Below are 17,196 nucleotides of genomic sequence, written 5' to 3'. Positions count from 1 at the left end.
GGTCAGGTCTCGACGATGGTGCCGATGGCGTCGCCGAACACGACGCGCTTGATGTTCCCGCGCGTCGCCATCTTGAAGACGCGGATGGTGAGGCCGTTGTCGCGACAGAGGGTGGCCGCCGTGGAATCCATGACGCCGATGCGCTCGGTGAGGAAGCGGTCGAACGTCATGCGGGTGACCATGGAGGCGTCGGGAAAGCGCGCCGGATCCTTGTCGTAGACCCCTTCGACCTTGGTGGCCTTGAAGAGCGCGTCGGCGTGGATTTCCATGGCGCGCAAGGCGGCCGCGGTGTCCGTGGAGAAGTAGGGGTTTCCGGTGCCGCCGGCGAAGATCACCATGCGCCCCTTTTCCAGGTGGCGGATGGCGCGCCGGCGGATGTACGGCTCGGCGACCTGCCGGATCTCGATGGCGGTCTGCACGCGCGTGGGCACGTTCGCCTTCTCGAGGGCGTCTTGCAGGGCCAGGGCGTTGATGACGGTGGCGAGCATGCCCATGTAGTCGCTCTGCGCGCGGTCCATGCCGGCCGCGGAGCCTTTGAGGCCGCGGAAGATGTTTCCGCCGCCCACCACGATGCCGACCTGCACGCCCAAGGCGTGCACCTCGGCCAGCTCGGCAGCCGTCTCGCCGATCACGTCCGGCCGGATGCCGAATCCTCCATCGGCGCCCGAAAGCGCTTCGCCGCTCAATTTGAGCACGATCCGGCGATAGCGGAGACTCGGGTGCGTGGGCGCGGGGGGGATGGTTCGATCGTCGCGTTCTTCCAGAGATCGGGTAGGAGGCGCCATGGCGCACGACCTCTACCTGGCGCGGTCCCTCCGCGCAACGGTGGCAAAGCCCAAGTGACCCTGGTAATCCCCTTTCCCAGTGGAAATGGGCCGTTCACGCATCATTTTGGCCACGCTCCTGCTAGGGCTCGCCCCGCTCGCGGTGGCGTCCGCTGGCTGCAATGGGAAATCCCATGGCCAGGCGGCGGGGGATGCGGCCGTGCGCCCCAGCGGCGGTTCGCTGACCCCGGAGGAAGCCGCCCAGGTGCTGGTGAAGGTGGGGACGAAGACCATCACGTTGGGCGAGTACGCCGCCACCTTGGAGCAGATGGACCAGTTCGATCGTCTGCGCTACCAGTCCCCCGAGCGGCGCAAGGAGCTCCTGCAGGAGATGATTCAAATCGAGCTCTTGGCGGAGGAAGCCGCGGCCAAAGGCTACGACAAGGACCCTGCCGCCGACCGCGACCGCCGCGCCATCGTGCGCGAGGCGTTCCTGGCGCGCGCCCGCAAAGGGTCGCCGTCGCCGAACGAGGTCCCCGAGGCGGAGGTCCGCACCTATTACGAGGCGCACCGGGCCGATTACCGCGATCCGGAGCGCCGTCGCGCGTCGGTGATCGTGCTGCGCGACGAGGCGAGCGCGCGCGCCCTGCTGGATGGCGCCAGGAAGGCGAGCGCCGCGGAGTGGGGCGAGCTGGTGCGCAAAAAATCGCTCGATCCGTCGGCGAAGAACAACGTCCCCGTCGATCTGGCGGGCGACGTGGGCATGGTGAGCCCGCCCGGCGATCCACGCGGCGAAAATCCGCGCATCCCCGCGGAGGTGCGCGCGGCGCTCTTCGCCATCGGCAACGTGGGCGACGTGCACGCGAAGCCCGTGGTCTCGGGCGGAAAGGCGTACCTGGTGCGGCTCACGCAAAAAGCCGACGCGCGCGAGCGCTCCTTCGCCGAGGCGGAGCGCACCATCCGCATCAAGCTCGCCCAGGACAAGATGCAGGCGAAGGAGAGCGAGCTTCTCGCCTCGCTTCGCGCACAGTATCCCGTGCAAATCGACGAGGCGGCGCTCGCGGCCGTCAAAGTCGAGCTCGACGCGGGGAAACGGAATTGAGCATGGCTACCGCACCCCTCATCACCTTGCGATCCCGATCCAACTCCGCAACCTCCGCCAACGCGCCGCCGGGCGCGAGCGATGCGACGATCGCAGGCGACGCAAAGAGCGTAGACGGCGTGAAGCTCGCGGACGGCGTGAAGCTCGCGGACGGCGTGAAGCTCGCGGACGGCACGAAGAGCGCAAAAGAGCGCCCGCGCCCGCGCGATTGGCGATGGCAGATCCGCCACGCGATCACGACCACCGCGGCCCTCCAGGGCGCGTTGAACCTGACCCCGCGCGAGCTCGAAGGCGCGCAAAGGGCGGAGCGGGCCGGCTTCCCCATCAGCGTCACGCCGTACTACCTCTCGCTGTGCGACCACGACGATCCGGAGTGCCCCGTCCGCAAGCAGTGCGTGCCCGACGCGCGCGAGGGCGAGACGGTGGACGGTGATCTCGTGGACCCGCTCGGCGAGGTCGCCCACGAGGTCGCGCCGGGCTTGGTGCAGCGCTACCCGGACCGCGTTCTCCTGCTCGCGACCGACCGCTGCGCCGTGTATTGCCGCTTCTGCACGCGCTCTCGCATGGTCGGAAACGGCGGCGGCGCCATGTCGGAGGAGCGGCTCGCGACCGCGCTGGCGTACGTGCGCGCGCACCCCGAGGTCCGCGACGTGATCGTGAGCGGCGGCGATCCGCTGGCGATGGGCACCGATCGCCTGGTGCGCCTCGTCGCCGCGGTGCGCGCGATCCCCACCGTGGAGACGATTCGGCTGGCGACGCGCGTCCCCGTGACCCTCCCCATGCGCATCACCCGCGAGCTCACGCAGGCGCTCCGCCCCTTTCACCCGCTCTGGGTGATGACGCACTTCAACCACCCGAAGGAGCTCACCCGCGAATCGATCGCAGCCTGCACCCGTCTCGCCGACGCCGGCTTCCCCGTGATGAACCAGTCCGTGCTCTTGCGCGGCATCAACGACGACGCCGCCACCTTGGAGCAGCTGTTCCGCGGCCTGGTGCGCGCCCGCGTCCGCCCGTACTACCTTTTGCAAACCGACCCCGTGCGCGGCACCGGCCACTTGCGCACCTCGCTCGAGCGCGGCGTTCAAATCATGAGCGAGCTGCAAGGCCGCCTCTCGGGCATCGCGCTCCCCAAGCTCATTTGCGACACCCCCGGCGGCAAGGGCAAGGTGCCGCTCTCGCCCAACTACGTCGTCTCGGCCGAAGACGGCCGTACGGTGCTCACCACGTTTCGCGGCGAGCAGGTCGCGTACATCGATCCGCCCGCCTAGCGAAGCTCACCGGCCGGCTCGCGCCTTTTCGAGCAGCGTCTCGAGCTCGGCGATCCGTGCCAGCGCGGACTCTTTCGCCAAGCGCTCGGCATCTTTCGCGGCCCGCTCCGCCTCTTCGGCGGTGAGCCAGAACCGCGTCGCCTGCGCATCGTCGGCGATGCGAAGCTTGCGCCCTTCGTCGACGGCGACGGCATAGGCCCGCAGGGTAGGTGAATACGCCGGGCCCTCACCGGCGAAGATGCGCGCCCATCCTCCGTCGCGGCGGTGCCAGATCTGCAACCGATACGGGCCGCCATGGACCGCAGGACCACACAGAAGCGGATCGAAGATCCAGAGCTCGCGGGTGCCGCTGGCCGCGTATTTGTCGGGCGCGATCACGTAGTCCTTGCGCGGATGGTTCTCGCTCACCACCTCGATGCCGAGCAATGGCGCGCTGTGCCCTTCCACCCACGTGCGCACGCTGCGCAAATCGCCGCCGTCGGTCGGCGGCGGAGGCGAGAGCACGGCCACATCGGGATTGACGCCGATGGTGGGCCGCGCTTCGTCCCAGCGGACGGCGAGGTTGCGGACGACTTGCATGGCGCCGACCTTGGCGGCCCAAGCGGCAAGGAGCGCCTTGAGCAGCTCGACCGCCTGGTCATGAAGCACGGACTCGGGCATCGTTTCCTCGGACAAATCCCACCCTTCCCCGAGCGACGAGCCCGGACCATGCACCGCAACGTTGGGGGTGGCCAAGGAACCCACGACGATAAGCTTAACCCCGCCGGCGCCCTCTGGCGAGTCGGGCTCCGCGCGCCTCGCTAGGTGCTCCGCGGGACCAAGTTCCACGCCCTCAGAACGCCCATGTCGGCCTCGAGGCCCAGGACCGACACATGCGCCGGATCGAGACGCAAGCGCGCCCCGAACTGGGGCGCCTGATCGAGCCACCGCGACCCCAGGGTGCGCAGCGAGTGCCCGTGGGCCACGGTCACCACGTCGCCGCGATCTTCGGCCAGGGCCGCGCGCACCCGCGCGATGACGCGATCGATACGCGACGCGACTTGCTCGATCGACTCGCCCGGGTGCTCCCGATCGCCGGGGACCACACCGTCTCTCCAGAGGTTCCAACCGGCATGGCGGCGTTGAATCTCGGGTGTGGTCAGGCCCTCGTAGCCGCCGTAGTCCCACTCTTGGAGGTCGGGCTCGAGGACGAAGGCGTCGCCCGCGATGGGAAGCCCGGCGAGCGCCGCAGTTCGACGGGCGCGGACCAGGGGGCTCACGAACACGCGGGCGATGGTGCGTCCGGAAATCCAAGGGGCGAGCGCCTTGGCCTGGTCCTCGCCGCGCGGGGTGAGTGGGATGTCGGTGCGGCCGGTATGCTGCCCGGTGCGGCTCCACTCCGTTTCCCCGTGGCGAATCACGATGAGGTCCGACATGGGCCGCAAGGCTTACCTGCTCGGGAATCGAAGGCAAGAGGCGCCCGGCATGATATGGGGGAAACATGGCCAGCCCGGAAAATGTCCCGCCGCATCTTCAGCGCCTCGACGAACTGAACGAGAAAGCGCTGGTCGGCGGTGGGGTCGAGCGAATCAAGAAACAACACGAGGGAGGAAAGCTCACGGCGCGCGAGCGCGTCGACCTCCTCCTCGACCCCGGCTCCTTCGTGGAGATCGGGCGCTTCGTCACCCATCGCAGCACCGACTTCGGCATGGAGAACCAAAAGGTCCTCGGCGACGGCGTGGTGACCGGCTACGGCACCGTCGACGGCCGCAAGGTGTTCGTCTTCGCGCAGGACTTCACGGTGTTCGGCGGCTCGCTCAGCGGCGCCTACGCGCAGAAGATCTGCAAAGTAATGGATATGGCCATGAAGGTCGGGGCGCCGGTGATCGGCCTCAACGACTCGGGTGGCGCCCGCATTCAGGAAGGCGTGGAGTCGCTCGCCGGCTACGCGGACATCTTCCTCCGCAACACCCTCGCCAGCGGCGTGGTCCCGCAAATCAGCGCCATCATGGGCCCCTGTGCGGGCGGCGCCGTGTACTCGCCCGCCATCACCGACTTCATTCTGATGGTCGAGGGCACGAGCTACATGTTCATCACGGGCCCCGACGTCATCAAAACGGTGACCCACGAGGACGTGACCAAAGAGGATCTCGGCGGCGCCCATACCCACGCGACCAAGAGCGGCGTGTGCCACCTCACGTCGCCCGACGATCAAACGTGCATCGCGCAGATCCGCCAGCTCCTCTCGTTCTTGCCTTCGAACAACCAGGAGGACCCGCCGTTCCGCCCCACGAACGATCCGCCGCTCCGGGAGGTGCCCGAGCTCGACACCATGATCCCCGTGGAGTCGAACAAACCGTACGACGTCAAAGACGTCATCACGGCGGTGGTGGACGATGGGAACCTGCTCGAGATCGCCCCCGAGTACGCCGCCAACATCGTGGTGGGGTTCGCGCGCATCGGCGGGCGGGTCGTGGGCGTAGTCGCCAATCAGCCGCAGGTGCTCGCGGGCGTGCTCGATATCGATGCATCGATGAAGGCCGCGCGCTTCGTGCGCTTCTGCGACTGCTTCAATGTGCCCCTCGTCACCTTCGTGGACGTGCCGGGCTTCTTGCCGGGCACCGATCAGGAATACGGCGGCATCATCAAGCACGGCGCGAAATTGCTCTTTGCGTTCGCCGAGGCCACCGTGCCCAAGGTCACCGTCATTCTGCGCAAAGCCTACGGCGGCGCCTACGACGTCATGGCCTCGAAGCATATTCGCGCCGACGTCAATTTGGCCTTTCCCACCGCCGAAATCGCGGTCATGGGACCCGACGGCGCGGTCAACATCGTGCGGCGCAACGAGATCGCCAAAGCCGCCGATCCGGCCAAGGCCCGCGCGGACTTCGTGCTCGACTACAAAGAGAAATTCGCCAATCCCTACAAGGCGGCCGAGCTCGGGTTCATCGACGAAGTGATTTATCCGCGCACCCTGCGCCAGCGATTGCATCGCGCGATCGAATTGCTGAAAGACAAACGCGATTCGAATCCGCCCAAGAAGCATACGAACATTCCGCTCTAAGCGAGCGCCCCGGCCTATCGTACCTTTCGTGCGATAGGTCGGGCCCGCCGCGGGGAAGGTGGGACCCTTTCCCATTTGTTAGCTCGAACCCGAGCACCTTGGCCGTCCGACGGTGGTAAGCAGAGGTCATGCATCGCCGAGCGGCCGTCTTCGTGCTCGCGTCGTTGCTCGCAGGATGCCACGCGTGCTCGCGCGGCGATTCGGAGCGGGCGGTGCCCTCGTCGTCGCCGCTCGCGCAATCTTCGTCGCCGCTTGCCCAATCGTCGCCCGCTTCGTCGTCGCTCGGCCCCGAGGGGGGAGCTCCGGAGCCTGCGCACGCCGTCGCGCCCGTGCCGGGTGGAATGACGGATCGCGTGCTCCGCAACCGCTTCGCCTACATTCCATCGCAGTGTTATACGAAGACCCAAGACGGCACGGGCTCGCGCGCCAAAAATCCCTGCTACGCGTGCCACGTTCGCGCGGAGCCACCCAACTTCGTGGAGGACGAGGAGCTCCAGCTGCGGTGGTCGTTTCCCCCGGCCGCGGCCGCGAACCCTTGGACGAACCTCTTCGATCCGCCGTACCTCCGCGCCGCGCGTGACAGCGACGAGGACGTGCTCGCGTATGTCCGCCAGCGCAATTACGTCGACGCCCGCGGTGCGATCCCGCTCGCGCGTACCCTCGCGACCCTCCCGCGCGAGTGGGATGGCGCGGGCGATGGCAAATGGGACGGATACGTCCCCGACGCGTGGTTCGCGTTCGACGAACAGGGCTTCGACCACCGCCCCGATGGCTCCCCCACCGGCTGGCGCGCGTTTGCGTACCATCCTTTTCTAGGTACGTTCTTCCCCACCAACGGCTCGTGGGGCGACGTGCTCGTGCGGCTCGACCCCATGTTGCGCGAGGACCGCGAAGGCCACCCCGACCTACGCATCTACGACGTGAACCTCGCCATCGTCGAGGCGCTGGTCTCGCGCACCGACGTCCCGGTGGACCCCGTCGACGAGATCGCGCTGGGCGTCGATCTCGATTTGAACGGCACCCTCGGCCGCGCCACGCGCATCGCGTTCGATCGGGAGATGCTGGCGGGCGCCGCGCCGGGTTCGCGCACGGAGCGGATGCACTATGTGGGGCGCGCGGGAGAAGAAGAGCGCAAAGGACGATTTCCCATCGCGGCCGGATTGTTTCCGCTGAATACGGAATTTTTGCACAGCGTACGGTACCTCGATATCGCACCGGACGGCTCCGTGACCATGGCCCCGCGCATGAAGGAGCTCCGTTACGCAAAAAAGGTGCGCTGGTTCGGCTATGCCCATTTGAAGCGGCAGGCGGCGAGCGATCTGGTCGAACAAAACGAATCGCCCGACGGCGCGCTCCCCGTCATTTGGCAGTTCGACCGCGGCGTCTACAACGAACAGGGCTGGCTCCTTCAAGGCTTCATCGAGGCCGCCGACGGCTCTCTCCGCCCGCAATCCTACGAGGAGACGGTGTATTGCGCGGGCTGCCATGGTGAGATTGGACGAACCACGGACAGCATGTTCTCCTTTGCGCGAAAGCTCGGTCAAAAGAGCCCCGCGCGCGGCTGGTTTCATTGGTCGCAGCGCGGTCTGCGCGGATTGCCGGAGCCCCGCGGGCGCGATGGACAATACGAATACACGCGCTACCTGCGCGAAAATGGCGCGGGCGACGAGCTTCGCGAGAACACCGAGGTGCTCCAGCGGTTCTTCGACGACCGTGGCGCGCTGCGGCCCAACGAATTGACGCGGGTGCACCAAGACATGGCGCACTTGCTCGTTCCCAGCGCGGTGCGCGCGCTCGATTTGAACCGCGCGTACCGCGCTATCGTGCGAGAACAAAGTTTTACACGCGGGCGAAATGCCGTGCTCGCACCCAGCACACACGTCTATGCGAAGGCGCCAATTGGGGATAAAACGGGTATCGAGTCACCAGTCGACGACCGGCGCCGGACGTCATCGAGTCCACCAGGTCCGTCAGGGATGAAACCATGACAAAAGCACGCACCTCGTTGTTGGTTCTCGGCATTCCGGTCGCCATGGGCATGGCGGCGTTGGGCGCGTGCAGCTCCGACGATACGTTGGTCGTGCCCCCGCGCGACGGTGGCGTCGATGCCTACAAGCCGCCGCCGGCCGACGCGGGGACGTCGCTGTCGAACGTGGGGCACGTGGTGGTCATCTTCCTGGAGAACCACAGCTTCGACAATTTGTATGGGAGCTACCCGGGCGCCGAGGGGCTCTCGTCGCCTACGGCGAAGATCCCGCAGATCAACTCGGATACGGGGCAACCGTATGCCACCCTTCCGCAGGCCAATCCGCAGATCCCGGAAGGCCTCCCGAACGAGCCGTTCGACATCACCAAGCACGTGCCCGCCAATCAGAAGACGCGGGACTTGGTCCATCGTTGGTACCAGGAGATGGGGCAGATCAACGGCGGCAAGATGGATTTGTTCGTCACCAAGAGCGACGCCCTGGGATTGAGCTTCGGTTATTACCCCACGGCGCAATTGCCGCTGGTGAAGTTGATCAACTCGATGCCGTCCAATGTCACCGTGTGCGATCATTTCTTCCACGCGGCGTTCGGCGGCTCGTTCTTGAACCATATCTGGTTGATCGCGGCGGCGACCCCCACGTTCCCCGGCGCGCCGGCCTCGATGCGCGCCCAGGTCGACAAAGACGGGAACATGATCAAGGACGGCGTGCTCACCCCCGAGGGCGACGTGGTGAACACGGCTTACTCGGTGAACGCCCCGTACCGCAAGGCGACGCCCGTGGCAGAGCGGGTGCCCAATCAAACCTTGCCGACCATTGGCGATCAGCTCACCGCCGCCAGCGTGGATTGGGCTTGGTACTCGGGCGGCTGGAACGACGCCTTGGCCGACAAGCCCGATCCGACCTTCCAGTACCACCATCAGCCGTTCGTCTATTTCGAGCCGTACGCCGACGGCAAACCGGGCCGCTCGCACCTCAAGGACGAGGCGGAGTTCATCACCGCCTCCAAGTCGGGCACCTTGCCGCCGGTGTCGTTCGTCAAACCGGTGGGCACCGACAACGAGCACCCTGGCTACGCCGACCTGGAGACCGGCCAGAAGCACGTCGTCGAGCTGATTCAGGGCCTCATGAACGGCCCCTCGTGGAACGACACGGTGGTCATCGTGACGTACGACGAGAACGGGGGCTTCTGGGACCACGTGGCCCCGCCCAAAACCGACAAGTGGGGACCGGGCTCGCGCGTTCCGGCCATCGTCTTCTCGAAGTTCGCGCGCTCCGGGGTCGACTCCACGGTCTACGACACCACGGCCATCCTCCGCTTCATCGAGAAGCGTTGGAACATGCCGGCGCTGAACGACCGGGTCGGGCGCCAAGAGGACCTCTCCGCCCACGCCCTGCGCTTCGATCGCTGAGCGCTCCCCAATTCCGAAGTTCGCGCGCTCCGGGGTCGACACCACGGTCTACGACACCACGGCCATCCTCCGCTTCATCGAGAAGCGATGGAACATGCCGGCGCTGAACGACCGGGTCGGGCGCCAAGAGGACCTCTCCGCCCACGCCCTGCGCTTCGATCGCTGAGCGCCCCCCGATTCGTGTGCGCCACGCGCGCCGCGCGTGCCGGATGCGCGGCACGCACCCGAACGCGCGCCGGTGCGGCGCTACGAGCGCTCCACCAAGGTGACCTCGAACGAATAGTTGTCGGAGCGGTAGATGTGGGAGCCGAACTCCACGGCATGCCCCGACTCGCCATAGGCGGTGCGCTCCATGGTGAGGACGGCGGCGCCGCGCTTGATGCGGAGCAGCTTCGCCTCCTCCGGCGTGGCCGTGCGGGCGCCGATGCGCTGGGTGGCGATGCGGATGTGGACCCCGCTCGAGCGCAGAAGGCCGTAGAGGCCACGCTCCTCGAGCTCCTCGGTGCCGAAGGTCGCGATGTCGGCGGGCAGCCAGTTGCGGAGGATGGCGAGCGGCTCGTCTTGGGCGAAGCGTAGGCGCTCCAAGCGCACCACCGTGGAACCCGGCTCCAGGCCGAGCGGTACGGCGATTTCGTCGGGCGCGATCAGTGCCTCGTGCGCGAGCACCTGGGTGGTGGGGTGCTGGTTGCCGCGCGTGAGATCGTCGTGGAGGCTGGTGAGCTCCACCCGCCGTTTGACTTGGCCGTGCACGACTTGGGTGCCGATGCCGCGCCGGCGCACCAAGAGCCCTTTGCTCACCAGCTCCTGAATGGCCTGGCGCATGGTGGGCCGCGAGAGCCCCAGCCGATCCGCCAGCTCGATCTCATTTTCGAGCCGGCTGCCCGGAACGAGATCGCCTCGCTCGATCGCCTGCTCGATCTGACGAGCGACCTGGAAGTAGAGGGGGATGGGGCTCGCGCGATCGAGCTCGATGGTCAACGTGGGGGGCGACGGCACACTACGCTACGTAGCGCAACGCACTGCGTAATGCCATTAGAACATTACGACGTCAGTACGTCAGTATGTCCTAACAAAGTGTTGACTGTGCGGCGTCCGCTGGTCACCATCGACGTGGCTCTTTGCCCATTGCGAAGGCTGGAGAGGAACTTGGACATGCGAATAGGACTCGCGGGGGTCGGCAGGATCGGCTCGTTCCACGCCAAAACACTGCGCCAGCATCCCGAGGTGAAATCGATGGTCCTGGCCGACGCCGACCCTGCCCGCGCGCGGCACGTGGCCGACAGCCTCGGGGTCGACGCGGTGGCGCGCACCGAGGATCTCTTTTCGACGGCGCGCATCGATGCGCTGGTGATCGCGACGGCGACGGACGCGCACGCGTCGCTCATCGTGGAGGGCGCCCGGGCGGGGCTCCCCGTGTTCTGCGAGAAGCCGGTGGCCATCGACGCCGCCCAGACCCGCGGGGTGCTGCGCCGCATCGAAAGCGCGCGCGCCCCCGTGCACATCGGCTTCCAGCGGCGCTTCGACTCGGGCTACATGGCCGCGCGCGACGCGGTTCGGGCGGGATCGCTCGGCTGGGTCCACACCCTGCGCGCATGCACCTTGGACGCGGCGCCCCCGCCCGCGGAGTACGTGCCCACGTCGGGCGGGATCTTTCGCGACTGCAGCGTCCATGATTTCGACATTCTTCGGTGGGTCACCGGGCGCGAAGTCGTGGAGGTGTACGCGGTGGGGCAGAACCGCGGGGCCGACTTCTTCCGCGCGGCGGGCGACGCCGACGCCACCGGTACCCTGCTCACCCTCGACGACGGCGCCATCGCGCTCGTCTCCGCCACCCGCTACAACGCGGCCGGCCACGACGTGCGGCTCGAGGTGCTCGGCTCCAAGGACAGCCTGGCCGTCGGGCTCGACGATCGGCTGCCGCTGCGGTCCGTCGAAGCGGGGGTCACCTTTCCGAGCGGGAAGCCCTATACGCTCTTTCTCGACCGATTCCACGACGCGTATGTGCGCGAGCTCGCCGCGTTCGTGGACGTGGCCGCGGGCCGGAGGGAGAGCCCGTGCAGCGTCGAGGATGCGCTCGCGTCCTTGCTCATCGCCGAGGCGTGCGAGGTCTCACGCCGTGAACGCCGCCCCGTGCGGGTCAGTGAGGTGACCGTATGATCTCCGATCGCATCGCAGGTGCACCCATCTCGTGGGGCGTATGTGAAGTGCCGGGTTGGGGCTATCAGCTCACGCCGGAGCGCGTGCTCGCCGAGATGCGGGACGTGGGGCTCAAGGCCACCGAGTTCGGCCCCGACGAGTTTCTTCCGCCCGAACCGGCGGCCAAGGCGACCGTGCTGGCGTCGTACGGCCTCGCGGCGGTGGGCGGCTTCGTCCCCGCCGTGGTCCACGACCCGGCGCAGGATCCCACCTCGGTGGTGGACCGCGCGCTCGATGGCTTCGTCGCCGCCGGCGCGAACGTGCTGGTGCTCGCCGCCGTGACCGGGCGCGAGGGCTACGACGAGCGAGCCGCCTTGGACGACCGCGCGTGGAAGACCCTGTTCGCCAACCTGGACCGCCTCTCCGAGAGGGCGGCCGAGCGCGGCATCGTCCTCACGCTCCACCCGCACGTAGGAACGGTGGTGGAACGCGAAGACGAGGTGCGCCGCGTGATCGAGGGATCGCAGGTGCCCTTGTGCATCGACACGGGCCACCTCCTGGTGGGCGGCACCGATCCGCTGGCCCTCGTGCGCGAGGTGCCGGGCCGCATCCGGCACATGCACCTCAAAGACGTGGACCGCGGTTGGGCGAAGCGCGTGCGCCAGGGCGAGGTGACGTACACGGAGGCGGTGCGCGGAGGGATGTATCGCCCGCTGGGGCAGGGGGACGTCGACGTGGCCGGCATCGTCGGGGTGCTCGAGCGCGCCGGGTACCGCGGCTGGTACGTGATGGAGCAGGACACGATCCTGGAGAGAGCCCCCGACGACGAGGGACCGCTGCGCGACGTGCGCGCGAGCGTCGCCTTCCTCCGGGGACTTGCGGCGTGAGCGCCGACGCACGAAGGGATCCGCCCGCCGGCGGAGCCTTCGACGTGATCACCATGGGCCGCGTGGGGGTGGATATCTATCCGCTCGAGGTGGGGAAAAAGCTGGAGGACGTCGACACGTTCGGCAAGTACCTCGGCGGCAGCGCGACCAATGTGGCGGTGGCCGCGCGCCGCCATGGCCGCCGCACGGCGCTGATCACGCGCACGGGCGACGATCCCTTCGGGCGCTTCGTGCATCGCGCGCTCGCCGAGTTTGGCGTGGACGATCGCTTCGTCACCCACGTGCCGCACCTCCCGACGCCGGTGACCTTCTGCGAGATCTTTCCGCCCGACCACTTCCCCATCTACTTCTACCGATGGCCCAAGGCGCCGGACCTGGAGATCCGCGCCGAGGAGCTCGACCTCGACGCCATCCAAAAGGCGCGTGTCTTTTGGGTCACGGTCACCGGCTTGTGCGAGGAGCCATCGCGCAGCGCCACCCTGGCGGCCCTCGAAGCGCGCGGGCGGCGCGGCATCACGGTGCTCGATCTCGACTACCGCGCCGTCTTCTGGCCCTCGCGCGAAGAGGCCCGGCGCTGGGTGCGCGCCGCGTTGCCGTACGCCACGGTGGCCGTGGGCAACCTGGACGAGTGCGACACCGCGGTGGGCGAGACGGAGCCGCGCGCGGCCGCGATCGCACTTCGGGCGTGCGGCGTGGAGCTCGCGGTGGTGAAGCAAGGACCCGCGGGGGTTCTCGCCATCGACACGGAGCGCGCGGTCCACGTGCCGCCGCACCCCGTGGAGGTGGTGAACGGATTGGGCGCGGGCGACGCGTTCGGCGGCGCCTTGTGCCATGGTTTGCTCGCGCGCTGGCCGCTCGAGCGCGTGCTTCGCTTCGCCAATGTGGCGGGCGCCATTGTCGCGTCTCGCTTGTCCTGCTCAAGCGCGATGCCCACGACCCTCGAGGTAACGGAGATGATCGATGCTTCGTGAAGAACTGCCCCTCTTGCTCGAGACCCGCGCCCGCCGCCCGCACCGCATCGCCGAGGTCGCCGCCGCGCGCCCGCGCCGCCCCGCGCTCGTGGGCGAGAGCGGCCGCCTCTTCATCATCGCCGCCGATCATCCCGCGCGCGGCGCCTTGCGCATCGGCGACGATCCATTGGCCATGAGCAATCGGTTCGACATGCTCGAGCGGCTGTGCACCGCGCTCGCGCGCCCCGGCGTCGACGGCGTCCTCGGCACCGCCGATGTCCTCGAAGACCTGCTGCTCCTCGGCGCCCTCGACGGAAAGCTCGCCATCGGGAGCATGAACCGCGGAGGGCTCGCCGGCGCGAGCTTCGAGATCGACGACCGGTTCACCGGCTACGACGCCAAGACCATCTCCGACATGGGCTTCGACGGCGGCAAGATGCTGCTGCGCATCGACCGAAACGATCCGGCGAGCGTGGTCACCCTGGACGCGTGCGCCAAAGCCGTGGGCGAGCTCGCCGACCAAAAGCGCATGGCCATGGTCGAGCCGTTCATGAGCACGCGCGTCGATGGGAAGGTGAAGAACATCCTCACGACCGAGGCATGCATTCACGCGATCGCCATCGCCTCGGGCCTCGGCCGAACCTCCGCCTACACCTGGCTGAAGGTGCCGGTGGTCGACGATATGGAGCGGGTGATGGCGTCGTCCACCTTGCCGGCGCTGCTCCTGGGCGGCGAGGGCGGCGGCGATCCCGACGCGGCGTTCGAGCGATGGAGCCGAGCGCTGCGCCTCCCGACGGTGCGCGGGCTGGTGGTCGGCCGCACCTTGCTCTATCCGCCCGACGGCGACGTCGCCAAAGCCGTCGACACGGCCGCCAAATTGTTGCCGGGGCAACCGTGACGGGCTTCCACCTGCGCGCCGGGACCACCCGCGAGGGCTCGTTCGCGCTCAAGGTGACCCCCGAGCGCGCCAAGTGGGATTGGTCCGGCCTCTCCGTGCTCGAGCTCGCGCCGGGCGAGAGCGCGGCGTTCCCCACGGGCGAGCACGAGATGCTCGTGGTCCCGCTCGCGGGCGGCTGCGCGGTCGCCTGCGACGGCATCTCCATCGAGCTCCACGGCCGAAGAGACGTGTTCGCGCGGGTGACCGACTTTGCGTACGTCCCGCGCGACGGCGACGTGGTGATCACCTCGCCCCACGGCGGCCGCTTCGCCTTGCCCTCGGCGCGGTGCACCCGTCGCCTGAGCGTGCGCTATGGCCCGGCCGAAGACGTGCCCGTGGAGCTGCGTGGCGCGGGCTCGTGCAGCCGCCAGGTCAACAACTTCGCCACGCCCGGCGCCTTCGCGTGCGACAAACTGATCGCGTGCGAAGTGCTCACCCCGGCCGGCAACTGGTCGTCGTATCCTCCCCACAAGCACGATGAGTGTCGGGAAGGGGAGTCGGTGCTGGAGGAGATTTACTATTATGAGCTCGGCGGCGGAATCGCCTACCAGCGGGTGTACGGCACGGCCGAGCGGCCCATCGACGTGTTGGCGGAGGTGCGCTCGGGGGACGTGGTCCTCATTCCGCACGGCTGGCACGGGCCATCGATGGCCGCGCCCGGCTACGATTTGTACTACCTCAATGTGATGGCCGGCCCGGGCGAACGCGCCTGGCGCATCTGCGACGATCCGGCGCATGCTTGGGTGCGCGGAACGTGGGCGCATCAGCCCGTCGACCCGCGCTTGCCGATGACGTCTGCCCGAGGACGAGGTGCGACATGAACCGCGTGCGATTGACGGTGGCACAGGCCCTGGTTCGTTTTTTGGGCGCGCAGCGCACCGAGCGCGATGGCGTCGTCCACCCGCTCTTTGCCGGCTGCTTCGGCATTTTCGGGCACGGCAATGTGGCCGGCGTTGGACAAGCGCTGCTCGAGCTCGAGACCGAGGGCGCGCCCGGCCTTCGGTATTACCAGGCGCGCAACGAGCAGGGCATGGTCCACGCGGCCGCGGGCTATGCGCGCATGAAGAACCGACTGACCACCATGGCGTGCACCTCGTCGATCGGCCCCGGCGCCACCAACATGGTCACCGGCGCTGCGCTGGCGACCATCAACCGGGTGCCCGTGCTCCTCTTGCCCGGCGACACCTTTGCCACCAAGGTCGCGAACCCCGTGCTCCAGGAGCTGGAGGATCCGCGCTTCGGCGACGTCTCGGTCAACGACTGCCTGCGCCCCGTCTCGCGCTATTTCGATCGCATCCACAGGCCCGAACAGCTGCCGTCGGCGCTGCTCTCCGCCATCCGCGTTCTGACCGATCCCTCCGAGACCGGCGCCGTCACCTTGGCGCTCCCGCAAGACGTCCAAGCCGAGGCCCGCGACTGGCCCGCGGAGCTCTTCGCGCCGCGCCTCTGGCACATTGGCCGGCCCATCCCCGAGCCCGGAGCCCTCCACCGCGCCATCGCGCTCCTTCGCGCCTCGAAGCGCCCGCTGATCGTCGCCGGCGGCGGCGTCATTTACTCCGAGGCCACCGAGGCGTTGCGCGCCTTCGTGGAGGCCACCGGCGTTCCGGTCGCCGAGACGCAAGCCGGCAAGGGCGCGCTCGCGTACGACCATCCGCAGTGGGCGGGGGCCATCGGCGCGACCGGCACCGCGGCCGCCAACTCCCTCGCCCGCATGGCGGACGTGGTGATCGGCATCGGTACGCGCTGGAGCGACTTTACGACCGCCTCGCACACCTTGTTCGAGCAGCCGAACGTCGCCTTCATCAACATCAACGTCGCCGCCTTCGACGCGGTGAAGCACGCGGGGGTCTCGCTCGTGGCCGACGCGCGGGCGGCCCTGGAGTCGCTGGGGGCCGCCTTGTCCGATTGGTGCGTGCCGCCCGCGTACCGCGAAGAGGTCGCCCGGCGCGCGGCCGCGTGGCGCGACGGCGTTCAGCGGGCCTACACCTTGGGGCACCAGCCGCTCCCGGCACAATCCGAGGTGATCGGCGCCGTCAACGACGCGTCCGGTCCGCGCGACGTGGTGGTCTGCGCGGCCGGATCCATGCCGGGCGACCTGCATAAATTGTGGCGGACCCGCGACCCCAAGGGGTATCACGTCGAGTACGGATATTCGTGTATGGGTTACGAGATCGCAGGCGGCTTGGGGGCGAAGATGGCGTGCCCCGATCGCGAGGTGTTCGTCCTCGTGGGGGATGGCTCGTACCTGATGATGTCCCAGGAGCTCGTCACGGCCGTGCAAGAGGGCATCAAGCTCATTGTCGTGCTGGTGCAGAACCATGGCTTCGCATCCATTGGAAACCTGTCGGAGTCGGTCGGTTCCCAGCGCTTCGGCACGCGCTACCGCTATCGCTCGCCCGAAGGTCACCTCGACGGCGGCCTGCTCCCCGTCGATTTGGCCGCCAACGCCGCGAGCCTCGGCGCGCACACCGTGCGGGCGAACAGCATCGAGGAGCTCCGCTCCGCCCTGGCGGCGGCGCGCGCGGCGGACCACACCACCGTGATCCACGTGGAGACCGATCCCACGGTGGCCGCGCCGGACAGCGAAGCATGGTGGGACGTGCCCGTCGCCGAGGTGGCGGGTCTTACGAGCACGCAAGAAGCGCGTGCGGCTTACTCCGCGGCCAAGTCCGCGCAAAGGCCCTATCTCAGACCCAGTTAGCCATACGCCGA

At 68.2% G+C, this 17,196-nt stretch carries 15 protein-coding genes; 11 read left to right on the top strand and 4 right to left on the bottom strand.

Features of this window, described 5'->3' with window-relative positions; genetic code table 11:
* Positions 1 to 2: 2 nt before the first annotated feature.
* Positions 3 to 785 carry a UMP kinase gene (gene pyrH, locus LZC94_43340; protein ID WXB14647.1) on the bottom strand — a complete coding sequence of 261 codons (783 nt, stop codon included), beginning with the start codon at positions 783 to 785 and terminating at the stop codon, positions 3 to 5.
* 85 nt (positions 786 to 870) lie between these two features.
* Between pyrH and LZC94_43335 the strand changes: the two genes are divergently transcribed.
* Both LZC94_43335 and LZC94_43330 read left to right on the top strand, forming a co-directional pair.
* Positions 871 to 1,866, top strand: coding sequence for a peptidyl-prolyl cis-trans isomerase (locus LZC94_43335; protein ID WXB14646.1), 996 nt, complete (start codon positions 871 to 873; stop codon positions 1,864 to 1,866).
* Positions 1,867 to 1,868: 2 nt separating this feature from the next.
* Positions 1,869 to 3,134, top strand: a complete 1,266-nt coding sequence (locus tag LZC94_43330) for a KamA family radical SAM protein (GenBank protein ID WXB14645.1) — start codon at positions 1,869 to 1,871, stop codon at positions 3,132 to 3,134.
* 6 nt (positions 3,135 to 3,140) lie between these two features.
* Here LZC94_43330 and LZC94_43325 read toward each other — a convergent pair whose 3' ends face one another.
* Entirely contained in the window at positions 3,141 to 3,878 is a 738-nt protein-coding gene (locus LZC94_43325; GenBank protein WXB14644.1) for a Uma2 family endonuclease, read from the bottom strand.
* Positions 3,879 to 3,934: 56 nt separating this feature from the next.
* On the bottom strand, positions 3,935 to 4,549 hold the full coding sequence (locus LZC94_43320) for a histidine phosphatase family protein (protein ID WXB14643.1): 615 nt from the start codon (positions 4,547 to 4,549) through the stop codon (positions 3,935 to 3,937).
* A gap of 65 nt (positions 4,550 to 4,614) precedes the next feature.
* Between LZC94_43320 and LZC94_43315 the strand changes: the two genes are divergently transcribed.
* From LZC94_43315 to LZC94_43305, 3 genes are all read left to right on the top strand, one after another.
* Positions 4,615 to 6,177 carry an acyl-CoA carboxylase subunit beta gene (locus tag LZC94_43315; GenBank protein ID WXB14642.1) on the top strand — a complete coding sequence of 521 codons (1,563 nt, stop codon included), beginning with the start codon at positions 4,615 to 4,617 and terminating at the stop codon, positions 6,175 to 6,177.
* 128 nt (positions 6,178 to 6,305) lie between these two features.
* A complete protein-coding gene (locus tag LZC94_43310) occupies positions 6,306 to 8,165 on the top strand; it encodes a hypothetical protein (protein WXB14641.1) in 1,860 nt (619 codons plus the stop codon).
* A complete protein-coding gene (locus LZC94_43305) occupies positions 8,162 to 9,574 on the top strand; it encodes an alkaline phosphatase family protein (protein WXB14640.1) in 1,413 nt (470 codons plus the stop codon). The genes LZC94_43310 and LZC94_43305 overlap by 4 nt, the downstream gene beginning before the upstream one ends.
* 246 nt (positions 9,575 to 9,820) lie before the next feature.
* On the opposite strand, the gene LZC94_43300 is transcribed toward LZC94_43305, so the two are convergent.
* A complete protein-coding gene (locus LZC94_43300) occupies positions 9,821 to 10,570 on the bottom strand; it encodes a GntR family transcriptional regulator (protein WXB14639.1) in 750 nt (249 codons plus the stop codon).
* Between the two features lie 156 nt (positions 10,571 to 10,726).
* On the opposite strand from LZC94_43300, the gene LZC94_43295 reads away from it, so the two are divergent.
* From LZC94_43295 to iolD, 6 genes are read left to right on the top strand one after another with little or no spacing between them, the layout of a single operon-like run.
* Positions 10,727 to 11,731 (top strand): Gfo/Idh/MocA family oxidoreductase, encoded by a 1,005-nt coding sequence (locus LZC94_43295; GenBank protein ID WXB14638.1) that lies wholly within the window; start codon positions 10,727 to 10,729, stop codon positions 11,729 to 11,731.
* The gene (locus tag LZC94_43290; GenBank protein ID WXB14637.1) at positions 11,728 to 12,597 is read left to right on the top strand and encodes a sugar phosphate isomerase/epimerase; all 870 of its coding nucleotides are present in this window, start codon (positions 11,728 to 11,730) and stop codon (positions 12,595 to 12,597) included. The genes LZC94_43295 and LZC94_43290 overlap by 4 nt, the downstream gene beginning before the upstream one ends.
* Entirely contained in the window at positions 12,594 to 13,568 is a 975-nt protein-coding gene (iolC, locus tag LZC94_43285) for a 5-dehydro-2-deoxygluconokinase (protein WXB14636.1), read from the top strand. Before LZC94_43290 ends, iolC begins: the two co-directional genes overlap by 4 nt.
* Positions 13,558 to 14,445, top strand: a complete 888-nt coding sequence (locus tag LZC94_43280; GenBank protein ID WXB14635.1) for a deoxyribose-phosphate aldolase — start codon at positions 13,558 to 13,560, stop codon at positions 14,443 to 14,445. Before iolC ends, LZC94_43280 begins: the two co-directional genes overlap by 11 nt.
* A complete protein-coding gene (iolB, locus tag LZC94_43275; protein WXB14634.1) occupies positions 14,442 to 15,305 on the top strand; it encodes a 5-deoxy-glucuronate isomerase in 864 nt (287 codons plus the stop codon). The genes LZC94_43280 and iolB overlap by 4 nt, the downstream gene beginning before the upstream one ends.
* The gene (iolD, locus tag LZC94_43270) at positions 15,302 to 17,185 is read left to right on the top strand and encodes a 3D-(3,5/4)-trihydroxycyclohexane-1,2-dione acylhydrolase (decyclizing) (protein WXB14633.1); all 1,884 of its coding nucleotides are present in this window, start codon (positions 15,302 to 15,304) and stop codon (positions 17,183 to 17,185) included. The genes iolB and iolD overlap by 4 nt, the downstream gene beginning before the upstream one ends.
* Positions 17,186 to 17,196 lie beyond the last annotated feature (11 nt).

Source organism: Sorangiineae bacterium MSr11954, assembly GCA_037157815.1.
Classification (GTDB): domain Bacteria; phylum Myxococcota_A; class Polyangia; order Polyangiales; family Polyangiaceae; genus Pendulispora; species Pendulispora albinea.
This window is presented reverse-complemented; position numbering and strand designations above follow the sequence as displayed.

What these genes read in the sequence shown, in the direction of transcription:
- LZC94_43290 (WXB14637.1), top strand. Translation starts at nt 11,728, where the DNA reads ATGATCTCCGATCGCATCGCAGGTGCACCCATCTCGTGGGGCGTATGT.
- LZC94_43330 (WXB14645.1), top strand. Translation starts at nt 1,869, where the DNA reads ATGGCTACCGCACCCCTCATCACCTTGCGATCCCGATCCAACTCCGCA.
- pyrH (WXB14647.1), bottom strand. Translation starts at nt 785, where the DNA reads ATGGCGCCTCCTACCCGATCTCTGGAAGAACGCGACGATCGAACCATC.
- LZC94_43280 (WXB14635.1), top strand. Translation starts at nt 13,558, where the DNA reads ATGCTTCGTGAAGAACTGCCCCTCTTGCTCGAGACCCGCGCCCGCCGC.
- LZC94_43305 (WXB14640.1), top strand. Translation starts at nt 8,162, where the DNA reads ATGACAAAAGCACGCACCTCGTTGTTGGTTCTCGGCATTCCGGTCGCC.
- iolD (WXB14633.1), top strand. Translation starts at nt 15,302, where the DNA reads ATGAACCGCGTGCGATTGACGGTGGCACAGGCCCTGGTTCGTTTTTTG.
- LZC94_43310 (WXB14641.1), top strand. Translation starts at nt 6,306, where the DNA reads ATGCATCGCCGAGCGGCCGTCTTCGTGCTCGCGTCGTTGCTCGCAGGA.
- LZC94_43295 (WXB14638.1), top strand. Translation starts at nt 10,727, where the DNA reads ATGCGAATAGGACTCGCGGGGGTCGGCAGGATCGGCTCGTTCCACGCC.
- LZC94_43320 (WXB14643.1), bottom strand. Translation starts at nt 4,549, where the DNA reads ATGTCGGACCTCATCGTGATTCGCCACGGGGAAACGGAGTGGAGCCGC.
- LZC94_43335 (WXB14646.1), top strand. Translation starts at nt 871, where the DNA reads ATGGGCCGTTCACGCATCATTTTGGCCACGCTCCTGCTAGGGCTCGCC.
- LZC94_43315 (WXB14642.1), top strand. Translation starts at nt 4,615, where the DNA reads ATGGCCAGCCCGGAAAATGTCCCGCCGCATCTTCAGCGCCTCGACGAA.